Annotated in this window: 9 protein-coding genes; all 9 read right to left on the bottom strand. The window is 48.2% G+C overall.

Annotation, left to right across the window (positions count from 1 at the left end; genetic code table 11):
- Positions 1–324 precede the first annotated feature (324 nt).
- The 9 genes from MYF79_RS01805 to MYF79_RS01845 all read right to left on the bottom strand — a co-directional run bounded on the left by MYF79_RS01805 (position 325) and on the right by MYF79_RS01845 (position 12,036).
- The gene (locus tag MYF79_RS01805; protein WP_247812286.1) at positions 325–1,185 is read right to left on the bottom strand and encodes a cupin-like domain-containing protein; all 861 of its coding nucleotides are present in this window, start codon (positions 1,183–1,185) and stop codon (positions 325–327) included.
- Between the two features lie 14 nt (positions 1,186–1,199).
- A complete protein-coding gene (locus tag MYF79_RS01810) occupies positions 1,200–2,033 on the bottom strand; it encodes a DUF4397 domain-containing protein (RefSeq protein WP_247812287.1) in 834 nt (277 codons plus the stop codon).
- Between the two features lie 31 nt (positions 2,034–2,064).
- Positions 2,065–4,617 (bottom strand): TonB-dependent receptor plug domain-containing protein, encoded by a 2,553-nt coding sequence (locus tag MYF79_RS01815; protein ID WP_247812288.1) that lies wholly within the window; start codon positions 4,615–4,617, stop codon positions 2,065–2,067.
- Between the two features lie 44 nt (positions 4,618–4,661).
- On the bottom strand, positions 4,662–5,597 hold the full coding sequence (locus tag MYF79_RS01820; RefSeq protein WP_247812289.1) for a cytochrome-c peroxidase: 936 nt from the start codon (positions 5,595–5,597) through the stop codon (positions 4,662–4,664).
- A complete protein-coding gene (locus tag MYF79_RS01825) occupies positions 5,597–6,259 on the bottom strand; it encodes a YceI family protein (RefSeq protein ID WP_247812290.1) in 663 nt (220 codons plus the stop codon). The genes MYF79_RS01820 and MYF79_RS01825 overlap by 1 nt, the downstream gene beginning before the upstream one ends.
- 118 nt (positions 6,260–6,377) lie before the next feature.
- Entirely contained in the window at positions 6,378–7,664 is a 1,287-nt protein-coding gene (locus MYF79_RS01830) for a peroxiredoxin family protein (RefSeq protein WP_247812291.1), read from the bottom strand.
- Positions 7,665–8,384: 720 nt separating this feature from the next.
- Positions 8,385–9,410: a family 43 glycosylhydrolase gene (locus MYF79_RS01835; protein WP_247812292.1), complete on the bottom strand. Its 1,026-nt coding sequence runs from the start codon at positions 9,408–9,410 to the stop codon at positions 8,385–8,387.
- The gene (locus tag MYF79_RS01840) at positions 9,410–10,126 is read right to left on the bottom strand and encodes a DUF3823 domain-containing protein (protein ID WP_247812293.1); all 717 of its coding nucleotides are present in this window, start codon (positions 10,124–10,126) and stop codon (positions 9,410–9,412) included. Before MYF79_RS01840 ends, MYF79_RS01835 begins: the two co-directional genes overlap by 1 nt.
- A gap of 11 nt (positions 10,127–10,137) precedes the next feature.
- On the bottom strand, positions 10,138–12,036 hold the full coding sequence (locus tag MYF79_RS01845; protein ID WP_247812294.1) for a RagB/SusD family nutrient uptake outer membrane protein: 1,899 nt from the start codon (positions 12,034–12,036) through the stop codon (positions 10,138–10,140).
- Positions 12,037–12,043 lie beyond the last annotated feature (7 nt).

Raw genomic sequence — 12,043 nt, forward strand, 5'->3', positions numbered from 1 at the left:
TAGCCTGCGTTCATCTTACGTCTTGAACGTAAGATGAACGCAGGCTAAAGCTATCTCAAAGCCGTTTGTAAGCCGTTCCAAAGCTATATAGCCCCCCGGGGATCGGGTAAACCGAAACCAGGATTTATCGGGTAGAGGTTTAGCAGAACTTCGCTCGACCTAGCCTAATCCTCCCTTAATCTTCCCTTCGGAAGGGAGGATTAAGGGAGGATTAGGCTAGGTCGAGCGAAGCTGTACCGAACTTGAGGCGAACGAACAAAAACGCTTTACAGTTTTATTCCAGCAGTCAGGATTGACTTTACAGATAATGCTCTTTCAGCACAACTATGTTCTTTTCACAGCTCTCTCAGCTCTCCTGTATGCCGTCTTCATCTTGTAGTCAAACCATTTCTTTCCCAGTATCTTCCGCATGGCATCGTCAAAACGCCGCGTTATGAAGATATTCCGCACGCCTACTGCCCGCTTCAGCATAGATACCGGCAAAGCACGATAAGCAACGGAATAACCCTCTGTTTCGTACTGGATGTAATGCCAGTAACCGGAAGGGATGAACAGCGTTTCTCCGAAATGCAGCGAACACTCCCAGCCATTCAAATGACGGAGCGCGGGGAAAGCATCATAGTCAGGATTGCGCAGATCGGCAATGCCATGAAAATTCCAGGGCAACCGGTATAAAAGATCCGATTGTTCATTAGGAAACAACCATACTTTTTTGATGCCTTTAAACTGCGACAGAAAGACGTGTGACATGTCGATATCGTAGTGATAGCGCACGGAAGAGCCCTCGCCTCCGAAGAAGAGGAAGGGCAGCCAGGTAAGCAGGTTATCTGCCAGTTTGTTCACCTTCAACTGCTTTTTGATATCCGGCCGCTCCCGCAGCAGGTTAAACAGGAACAGGCGCCTGACGGTGGGCCTTGACTCGATCAGATCCAAGTAGTCGCCAAATCTCATTTTTTCAGCCGGCTGACTCGTAGCCTTGTCAAGATGTGCATTCTCTTCATTATGCACACCTACCATCACATCGCCCGCTTCCTGCCGGAAATAATCGTAATTCCATTTTGTGAGCGCTTCACTCTCGGGGCGAATAAAGTCCTTTATGAGCACAGGGATACCCGGTTCCAGGAACTCGGCCGTAAACCGTTCCCTGGTGTATCCGCTAATGGTTGTTACAGGTTTCAGTTGCATGATATGTTCTGTTGTTAGTTCTCAAGATGTGTAATGACAGCGCCTCCTGTCGCCGGCTTGCCTGGTACCTGGTACAGGAAAACAGTATAACTCTTTCCCGCTTCCAGCGTCAGGTTAGCAAATGTTTCTCCTTCAATCGCAAGTGGGCTATTGTCCGAAGCGCTACTCACCTCCAGCCCCGAAGCACCCGCAGGCACTTCGATAAAGGGCCCCAGCGACCATACATGCAGGCTGTCGCCCGCCAGCACAGAACCGCCGGCGCGACCATAATCCACGCTCCCGAACAACAGGCTTTTCCGGCCCTGCTGCTGTAATGTGATACTGACTGCCGGGATGCCCGGCGCCAGGTGAACGAAGCGTAGTTTGGCCTTACCGGCGGCTGGAGGCTGCAGGTTGTCGTAGAATAGTATGAGGGTGTCTTTCGTAATATCTGTTTTACTGGCAGCTGCAAATACCGTATGGTAATAACCTGCTATAGGCCCATTAGGCCCGCCACTGGCAGTAAAGGCCACCTGGTTGCCAAACTGGCGCGACAGCTTATAACTGGTACCTGTACCTTCCGTGAAATTGATCTGCACATTGCCAAATACGGTTGGCAGATAGGCCGAGGCCTGGCCAACACCCACGGCTGTTGCCGTTACCTGCGTTGTAAAGGCCCAGAACTGTAAAGGAGTATTTACCGGGCGCGCATTTACAAAGCTGATCTTTGCATTGAGCGGTGGTCTTTCACCGGCATTCACATCCAGGTAATCAGCCTTGCTGCAGGCAGCCAATGCACCAACAACAAGCAGTACTCCGGTAAAACGGGCCAACAGGCCGCCTGGATGAATATGGTTCATGATATGCATGTGCTTCATTTTGTTGTGCCGGCAGGCACGTTTAAAACTTCGCCAGTAACCTGGCAAAAGGCTGGATACCGGCGCTTCCATTCTGTATACCCACCACTGTCGGATTACGCAGGCCCGCTATAGCAGGATCTGTATAATCGCCCAACACATCAAAGACATTGTTTACACCTGCTGTAGCCAGCAATTGTGGGGTGAAATGGTATCCTACAGACAGATCTGTTACCCAAACGGGCTTCAGTTCCTGGAAAAAATAATCTGGCCTGGGAAAGGTGGCATTCAGGGCTGTAGCTGTGGTTACAGCGCCGAAATAGACGCTGCGTAACAGGAAGTTCCACTTACGTACATTGTATACGCCCTGCAGGGTTATTTTTTGCTGCGGGATATTGGTCGTTACACGGGCCTTCTCCGCTTCACTGAAGATGACGTAACGATAGGCTTCCAGCCCTCTGGGCGTATTCACACCTGTCACTTCATTGCGCGAAAAATTAGCGCCCGCCAGGAATGACAATGTGCCATTATCTAACAGCAATTTATAACTGCCCGTAAACTCAATACCCCTGGTACGCGTGCTGAAGGCGTTATAAAAGAATTTAGCCTGTGTCGTGCCTGTTTGCAACAAGAGCGTTCTTACATCTTCCGGCAGATGGGTGTCCAGGGCGGAAAAATTGCCCGTGTTGCCTACCCGGTTTTCAATGTCAATATGGTAAGCATCCAGTGTTAACTCTGCTCTTGGCGCCGGCTGGGAAGTAATACCGGCACTGAAACCTTTCGATCTTTCCGGTGTCAGGGAAGGTATGCCCAAGGCCCTTGCAGCAGCACTTTTGTTGGATGCGGTGACCAGGTCTACCGCGCGTCCCTGCTGGAAGGTGGTAGAGGTTTCTGTATAGTAGAATTGTGCAAGATCGGGCGCACGGAAACCGGTATTATAGGCTCCCCGGAAGGCCAGCCATTTAGCCAGGCTGTAACGGCTGGCAACTTTCCAGGTAGTAACATTGCCAAAGTCAGAGAAATGCTCTGCCCTGATGGCGGCCGACAATAACCAGCTGCTGGTAATGTTGGCTTCAATATCGAGATAACCTGCGGCAACAGCCCGGTTAACATTTACTTCATTGGCAGGTCTGAACCCTGCATGTATCTGCGATCCAGGCGACAGGCCATTCAGCGCTATCAGGCCGGCAGAGGAGAGATAAGGTACTCCCCCCGCACTCGTGTCAATGTTGTACACTGTTCTCAGATCTGCTTTTGCATAAGATGCTTCTTCTCCGGCAATGATCTGGTACGTTTCTACCCGGTACTGTCCTCCAAAGGCTACATTAATACCTTTCAGCGCCTTGTCGAAGTACCTGGAAACGTCCAGTCCCGCCGTATTCTGCGACGCGTTATAACGCCCCGCATCGAAAGTAGTGGGACTCTTTAAACCATAACTTGCATTCAGGGAATTGTCTATTACATTCCCGAAATCATTCCTGCCATATACATTGGAAAGATCGGCTGTCCATTCCCCTAATTTCCCTTTGACGCCGATGGCGATAGATTTGTCGGTAATCGTATTGTCCATTTCGGGCAGAAAGCCGTCGGGATACAGGAAGGAATTATTTCTTTCCGTCCATCCCGGCAGGCGGTACACGGCCGTGAACTCGGAGTTACGGTGACTGATGCCGCCAAATGTATACAGTTCCACACCATCCTTGAGAGGAACGGCTGCGTTGAATGCCAGCAGTGCATCTTTGGCCTTGTTAGACCCGCCGCCCCGCTGGTCAAAGTAATGACGGTCTATACCACGGCTGGCCAGTATGGCGTCATCTATTTCTTTTGTGTAGATGGCATCATAGCCGCGGGTATTGGCGCCGCCACCGTAGATAGGCCCATTATACAACCCCGCATCCTTCCGGCCTGCCGGCAATGCAATACCCTGTGTGGCAAATTCGGCGGTGAGGTGCAGGTAACCTCCCTGCTGTCCTATCTTAATGCCGTAGCTGATGTTGGAGCGTGTTGTTAATCCGTCGCCCCGGCGCCTTACGCTGGCAGTTGAACTGACGTTAATATCATCTGTTGACTTCTTCAGTACGATGTTGATCACGCCTGCAATAGCGTCAGAACCGTATTGTGCCGCAGCGCCATCCCTGAGTATTTCAATGCGCTCTATTGCTCCTGAAGGGATGGCATTCAGGTCATATCCTGTAGCCCCGTTACCCAGGCCTCCCCAGTTGATATTGGCGCTCTTATGCCTTCTTTTCCCGTTTACAAGCACCAGCAGCTGGTCCACACCCAATCCCTTTAATTGCGCAAGATTGAGTGCGGAACCTGCATCGCCGGCGTTGCTGCCATTCACTGAGTGAAAGGAGGGCGAGATGTACTGCAGCAATTGAGTAACACTTGTCTGTGGGGCGTTTTCCTGTAAAGACCTCAGGTTAATGACATCTACCGGTACCGGCGCATTCAGCCGCGTACGGGTCACGCTACGGGAACCAACTATCTGCACTTCACCCAGATGACGCCGGGTAAGTGTATCCTTCTCCTGCGACTGTGCCTGCGCAATATTGCCTGCAACCAGCAGTAAAAAACTGATAGTAAAGATTCTCATGTTTATTAAGTTATAAGATAAGGTTTCCGCCTGCGGCGGACTGATTATTGGTTGATGAAACGGTCGTCTGTCAATGTTTTTAGAAATGCCTCCAGTTCGTTTATTTCTGTGTCTGTTAAGTTCAATGGTGTATTTAGTGAAAGATCCCGTTTGATACCATTGTCTACAATCGCATCCGGTTTGTTATAGTATTGTATCACTTCACGCAGCGTCTTAAACATACCGTTATGCATGTAAGGCGCGGTAACGGCTACATTCCGGAGACCGGGCACTTTGAAGAAACCCATTTGGGCACTGTCTTTTGTTACTTCAAAGCGCCCGGCATCTGCCAGTGTAGTGCCATTGTACAAACCGATGTTCTTAAAGCGGTCGGCAGTGAAATCTTCCCCGGAATGGCAATTGCTGCAATTTGCTTTGCCGATGAATAACAACCTGCCCCTGGCGGCCTCCGGCGAAATGGCATGATCGTCTCCGTTAATATATCTGTCATAAGGACTGTTGGCTGTTTCCAGTGTGCGCTCATATGCTGCGAGCGCGTTTAGCAGATTTCTTTCAGTCGGCACGCTGTTGAACAATGTCCTGAAAGCACGCACATAACTACTGTCTGCATTCAGCCGTTTTACCGCTTCCTCTATAGGCAAGCCCATTTCAGCTGCTGAGATGATCGGTTGCTTTGCCTGCTCTTCCAGCGAAGCACTGCGCCCATCCCAAAAGAAACTGGGCCTGCCACGCTGATTGGTGATAGAAGGCGTATTCCGCCTGGTGAGCTGACCATGAATGCCCTGGCTGAATGCAACAGTGTCTGCAAATGCAAACTGCGGTTTATGGCAGGAAGCGCAACTGATGGTCCTGTCTCCGGATAATATCGGATCGAAGAACAACTGTTCTCCCAGTTGTGCACGTGTTAACGGTTGCTCTGAATGAAAGGCCAGCAACATGACGGCACATGTTAATATGCCAGCTATATACCACTGCTTCATTACTGTGCATTTGCCACCAATGTTATATCCAGATCGAAATCGTCGTAGATAGCTTTGTCGCCCAGGTTTTCAAAATAGTTTTTCGAACGGTATTTGATGTCATACTTCGTCCTGTCTATTTTCACCTTTGCCGCAGCAGTCAGTTTATCTTTATCTACTTTGATGGTAGCGGGGAAACTGATATCGTTGGTAATTCCTTTGATGGTTAGTTTACCTGTCAGATTATATTCGTTACCGCCATGAGGTTTGATACCTGTGATAACGAAATCGGCTGAAGGATATCTTTCCACCGCAAAGAAATCATCACTTTTCAGATGTCCTGTAAGCTTCGCATTGCCCTCGGCATCTTTAATATCTGTCACTGTGATACTACGTGTATCCAGTTTGAAACTGCCGCTTTTTAAAGCGCTGTTCTCTACATTCAATGTGCCGCTGCTGATGTTGATAGTACCTGTATGCTCGCCCGTTACTTTGCGTGCAGTCCACAGCAGTTTACTGTTTTTATTATCTACCTGGAATGCCGTTACTTTATTCGCTGCAATAATATTATCATTAACAGTTGCAGGTATGGCCTGTGTATTTTTTACCTGTACAGTAAATGCTGTGATGACAGCTATTACACCTATAGACGCAAAGGAGGCTGCGTGTTGGAAGAGTTTCATAATAATTCGCATTTTAAAGAGCCTGTAAGGCCGTCAGCACAGCCCTACAGGCATGACAACAGAAACAACATGTAGAACCGGGAACATATGTGATCATCATCCGATGATATAGTATTGTTTAATGCAGGCTGGCAACATCCTGCGGAGCTGGTTCTCCGATCAGCTCATCCAGGTCTTTGTTCCATTTCTCCACATATGACTGGAAGTACTGACCGGTTACTTCTCCAGTATAACCTGTATGGATCTGCCTTACTTCTCCTTTACGATCAATAATGATGGTAGTAGGGAAGGCCATCATGCGGTTGAGGGCCGGAAGTTTTTCCGAAGCCACTTTCTTATCAGCAATGCCACCAAAAAGAATATCATATTCAATTCCGTATTTATCTTTTAATTTACCCAGTGTATACCTGGCATATTCGAGATCATCTTTCTGCTCAAAACCAATGGCAATAGCCTCTACGCCACGCGCTTTGTTCTTTTTGAACCAGGGAGCAAGGAATGCTGTCTGGTCTGTACAATTAGGGCACCAGGTGCCAATGATCTCTACGATGACCACCTTGCCTTTGTACTTGGCATCACTCAGTGAAACCTGTTTGCCGTTCAGATCGGGCAAAGTAAAATCCAGCTTATTATATCCTTCTTTGAGATAAGTCAGTTTGTATGGGTCCGGCAATTCTGCTTCCGCATTTTTATTGCCGTCAAACTTTACATTGTTGTAGATGCCCAGGCTCAGCTCTCCGCTGAAAGACTGATCATCATTGATCTTTCCTTTTATATAAATAGGGCTCGGACCTGTAAACCCGGACAACTCAAACTGGTCGCCCTGTACAGTACCTTCCAGTTCACGGCTGTCGCCCACTACCGACATGATCACACCGGTCAGTTTATTGCCTTCCTGTTTCAGTAATCCGATACGGTTGGGCGTAGGGTCTTTACTATAGATCTGCAGTTCCCATTTGCCGGAGAGATCGTATGCAGGTTTGACATTTTTTCCCGGCTCCACAAAGCGGTATTTCTTACCGGCTTCTGCGACGAAAGGCAATGCATTGCCGCGGAAATTAGGCACCAGGCTTCTGTATTCACCGGTAATGCGGCCATCCGATTCGACCTTTGCCACCAGTGCAGCGTCGTAAGTATTCATCTTGATAAACAGTGAATCGTCTGCAATACGCTTCACTTTAAACTCATCGCGGCGTTGACCGTTGATGAGTGTAAAAACAGCATGCTCAGGGTCTTTCCCCTTCAGTTCAAAATTGAAGGGCACTGTGGCTTCGTTGACAGTAAAAACGCCACGCCATACGCCTTCTTTTAAGAAGAGAGGCTTTTTCTCTGCTGCGAGTACAGTGCTGCTGAGAAGTACAGTGGCCAGCAGGCCTTTTACTCCAATGCGGGTAATTGTCTTCATGAGAGTAGATTTGGTTTGAATGGTTGATAGTTCAGGGCATGGCGATCTCCTTCCGCTTAGCGGTCAGCTGTAGAGTATATCTGACAAATGAATGGGAAACGCCTTGCTAAAGGCAGGATTAGCTACAACAACAGGGCATACAGCCGGAAGAACGAAGGAAGTTGTACATGTTGAACAGTGTTAGTTAATTTCAATAAATCAACTAATTAATGGTGGCTTAATTAGGGTGGTGATAACAAAGATAGAATGGCAGATCCTATTTTCCAAAAAATAGTCCATTATTTTTGTAGACTAATAAAAAATAGCGTGTACGACACTACTGCTGAAGGTATAGGCATAGGATATAAACTGCATCTTCAGTACAGAAGCTTGATGCTACTCTATAACGCGGGGGTTACCTGATGCGTGGCTCTTAAAGCTGTTCATTGTTCTCCTTCCAGTTGATGCTAGTCTTGTGACCGTAGAACCTATTCACTAAAATAAACATAACTGTAATGCTCGCAATGATAACGTAATGTAAAACGATTGACGGCATGATGATAAACTGATAAAGTATAAACTATCTAAATCTACATAAAACAGGTTGAAAATAAACGGCAGTACCAGCGTTTGGGCACGAACCGATAAATTCATTAACAAAAGTTAACACAGCTTTGCCAATCTAACAATACCACGATCGTTTAATCCTTGAAAAAAATAGTCAGAAAGCAAAAGTCCCCGCTATGTGCGGGGACTTTTTAATAAAGAGTCGGTGCTGACAGGCTTCCCAAATACAGGCCACCCGTCCTTATCCCAGGTAAAACGCTGGATACGCGGCGAGCGTTTATCTCCGCAGCCATCGCCGGGATGATCGTTCGCATGATAAAGTATCCAGTACTCCTTCCCATCCGGTGAAGTAAAGAAAGAGTTATGTCCTGGTGCATATACATTATTTTCAACTGATTGCCTGAACACTGATTCAGGCTTCTTCTTCCAGGATGCAGGGTCCAGCAGATCGCTGTCTTCATCTGCAGCAAGTATACCTAATGCATAGTCGTCTGTCCAGCAGGCTGATCCTGAATATACTATGAACAGCTTCTTCCCGTATTTCAGCATTTCCGGCCCTTCGTTCACATCTATATGCCGGAGATTGGGATCGCCTATGTCTCCTTTCGTTTCCCACGCGTATTCCGGCTTTGATATCCTTACCCTTTTTCCTTTGATTGTCAGCGGGTCTTTCATGGCTGCGATATAAATATCCTGCCGGCCATTCCTGTTGCCTTCCCATCCGGACCAGATCATATATAAGTTTCCGCGATGTTCAAAAACACTTGCATCGATCGCCCATTTATCTTCCACGTCCGCTACCTTGCTTTTGAAGACCCAATCGCCCTTCATCGGATCGGCCGAACTATTCTCCAGGGCATATATCCGGTGATACTGATTATCACCGCCATCGGCCGCAAAATAGACATACCATTTACCCCTGAGAAAGTGGATCTCCGGCGCCCAGATATCCCTTGAAAAAGGCCCGGCTGCAGGCGGCGTCCATATCGTCTTATGTGCTGCATCTTTCAGGAAAGCGATGTTCTTCGTTTTCCAGAGCTCCAGGTGATCGCCCATGGTGTGCATATAATAATAGTAACCGTCCTTATAGACGCACCAGGGATCAGGTCCTTTGGACAACAGCGGATTACGGAAAGTATCCTGCGCCTGCGCCACAGTTCCTGCCAGGAGCAGGAGGAAAATAAATGTTCTTATCATCATTATTTAATGTTAATCTGCTGCACCTCAGAAAACAACAGGTCTTCCACACCACTGATCTTTACGCCGATACGCGCAAATACATAGTCCTGGTTGCCCGTGATACCATTCCCTGAAATGACATCAGGAATATTCACACTCAGGTGTACATTGGCAGGATCGCTGATATCGGTTCCAGCCAGGGAAGCGCGCGCAATGTAATTGGTCGCATCTACAAACCGGGTCTGGTTCAGGTACAGGAACACGGTTTCCACGTTCCTGGCATTTGCGTCGGTGATGATCTTCTCCAGGCGGCAGCTGCTGTTGACCGCCCTGGTACCGCCCAATTCCATTTTGGCATCCCTGACCATATAATAGGGCATCACCTCAATGTCCATCTGCCGGGTCCCATTGATAGTCAGCAGCATCGTGTCTGACTTGGTCTCCGGATCGGTAATGGACCTGAAAGGTCCCTGGGACGGAGGGATGATCAGTTTATAGTTACCGTTGAACAACAATGCGGAGTAAGAGCCATCTTCATTTACAGCTACATTAATGGCGCCGTTCTTACCCCAGCCGGGTTCCCACAATTCGAAAGTTACATCTTTTGAACTGACATTCACCGGCACTCCCTGGTAGGTTATATGCCCCGACAGCACAGCCGATGGCGCCTCGTAATTGTCTTTCCTGCAGGAAAAGGCAGTCAGTATCAATGTTGTATATACAAATATCTTTTTCATGTCGCCTTTTTTTAGTTGTTGGGATTCTTTACCAGTTTGGGATTGTTACTGAGAATGTCTGAACCGATGCGGGAATAATAGTTTCCGAAATTGAAACGGTGGGCGGCGGTCACATTGGATGGTTTCACCACCCTGTATACCCATTTTCCATGGTTAGGATTTCCCGGGTTGAATATCTTATATCCCCATAGCCCGTAAATCATGGTATTGACCTTATCTGCTCTCCCAATGTTGCTCACCACGTCTGCCGCCGATATGGTCTCTCCATTCCATACTTTATGCGCCAGGCGCCATCTCTTGTTGTCAAACATTTCATGCCCTTCAAAGGCCAGTTCCACGCGTCTTTCATGAACAATCCTGTCGAAGGAAATGGCGGCCTCCGGCAATGGGGTTGAAAAACCAGCCCGCTCTCTCAGCTGGTTAATATAAGTGGATGAAAGGCCTGGCTGTCCCAGTTCAAAAGCTGCTTCAGCAGCGTTCAGTAATACTTCTGCATAACGGTAACGTACCCACCATACATCACTGCGGGTACCGATCTGGCCGGAGCCTACCGTAGGGTCCATGAACTTACGCACAAAGAAACCTGTCTGGGCGCTGAACTGCAATCCGTCTACCGGTCCGTCGGTGCCTACCACCTGGGAGCTTTTAGGGGCGCCGGCTACCGGAATACTGTCCAGGTCTCCGAAGTTATCGCCGGTGATAATGTTGTACTTTCCGTCTTTCCAGTACATGACACCTGCCCAGATATCCAGCGGTACACCTTTAAATTTGGTGCCAGGCAGGATGATCGTACCTCCAAGACGCGCATCTCTGCCGGCAAAAATATCTTTAGGATCATTGTAGTACACGTAGTCGTTCCCGTTATTGGTCGCAAAGGGACTATAAGTATTATCCAGTTTCTCATACAGCAGCGCGAGGTTAAGCGAGGGATTCACCCTGCCGCCCTGTTGCTCTTCGGCCGATGACCAGGGCTGGTTAACGAGTGTCCATTCCTGTGTCTTGCCGGATTTCAGTTTAAAGTCCTGCGCAAAGATCACTTCCGGGTTATTGGCTTTATCGTAGAAAAGCGCCGCGAAGTTCTCTTCCAGGTCTTCTGCTTTCTTTTTATATAACGAATACCTGCCACTGCTGATGATCTCCCCGGCTGCATTCAGCGCTTTCTGATAATAAGACGCTGCTTTATCGGCCGGGATACCTACTTCCCCTCCGGGCAATGATACGGAGGGCGTATTCACCCCATACTTTGCAATGGATGCGGCATACAATGCTGCCCTGGATTGCATGGCCAGTGCCAGCCATTTGGTAGCGCGCGATTTAATACCGGCATCATCCGGCAGTACGGTTTTAACGCTGTCCATCTCACTGATCACAAAATCGTAGATCTCTGATTCTTTCGCCCTTGCATGTTGCAGATAAGCAGGATCTCCGCTGAAATTATATTCCATCGGCTCCAGTATCAGCGGTACTCCCCCCATACGCTTTACTTCTTCAAAGTAAATAGCAGCGCGCAGCAAACGTGCTTCTGCTACAAAACGGGCACGTACACCAGCTTCCAGTTCATTTGCAGCACTGCATTTCTGTACAAAAAGATTCAGGTCGCGGATGTATCCATAATCCCATAGATTCCACCAGTCGTACGGATAATCTACCTGTTTCGTTCTCCAATACTGGCCGGATTCAGAAGGAAATGCTTCATCAAAATTGGTGAACTCAGCCCAGTTGGTAATGGTTTGCTGTTCAGGATAGCGGTTATAAAGATCAGCAAGTACAGATAACACCAGGTCCGGGCTTTTCCATACCGCTTCGTCAGTAAGCAGGTCTTTCGGATCTGTGCTGAGGAATTCATCATCCTTTACACATCCGGATATCATTATAAGGGCAGCTGCTATTGCCAGCAAATATTTTTTCATGCTATAA

Origin of the sequence: Chitinophaga filiformis (assembly GCF_023100805.1) — a bacterium.
Lineage (GTDB): Bacteria > Bacteroidota > Bacteroidia > Chitinophagales > Chitinophagaceae > Chitinophaga > Chitinophaga filiformis_B.

Excerpts from the sequence above, each read along its gene's own strand:
- MYF79_RS01805 (WP_247812286.1), bottom strand. The coding sequence starts at position 1,185 with ATGCAACTGAAACCTGTAACAACCATTAGCGGATACACCAGGGAACGG.
- MYF79_RS01835 (WP_247812292.1), bottom strand. The coding sequence starts at position 9,410 with ATGATGATAAGAACATTTATTTTCCTCCTGCTCCTGGCAGGAACTGTG.
- MYF79_RS01820 (WP_247812289.1), bottom strand. The coding sequence starts at position 5,597 with ATGAAGCAGTGGTATATAGCTGGCATATTAACATGTGCCGTCATGTTG.
- MYF79_RS01830 (WP_247812291.1), bottom strand. The coding sequence starts at position 7,664 with ATGAAGACAATTACCCGCATTGGAGTAAAAGGCCTGCTGGCCACTGTA.
- MYF79_RS01845 (WP_247812294.1), bottom strand. The coding sequence starts at position 12,036 with ATGAAAAAATATTTGCTGGCAATAGCAGCTGCCCTTATAATGATATCC.
- MYF79_RS01810 (WP_247812287.1), bottom strand. The coding sequence starts at position 2,033 with ATGCATATCATGAACCATATTCATCCAGGCGGCCTGTTGGCCCGTTTT.
- MYF79_RS01815 (WP_247812288.1), bottom strand. The coding sequence starts at position 4,617 with ATGAGAATCTTTACTATCAGTTTTTTACTGCTGGTTGCAGGCAATATT.
- MYF79_RS01825 (WP_247812290.1), bottom strand. The coding sequence starts at position 6,259 with ATGAAACTCTTCCAACACGCAGCCTCCTTTGCGTCTATAGGTGTAATA.
- MYF79_RS01840 (WP_247812293.1), bottom strand. The coding sequence starts at position 10,126 with ATGAAAAAGATATTTGTATATACAACATTGATACTGACTGCCTTTTCC.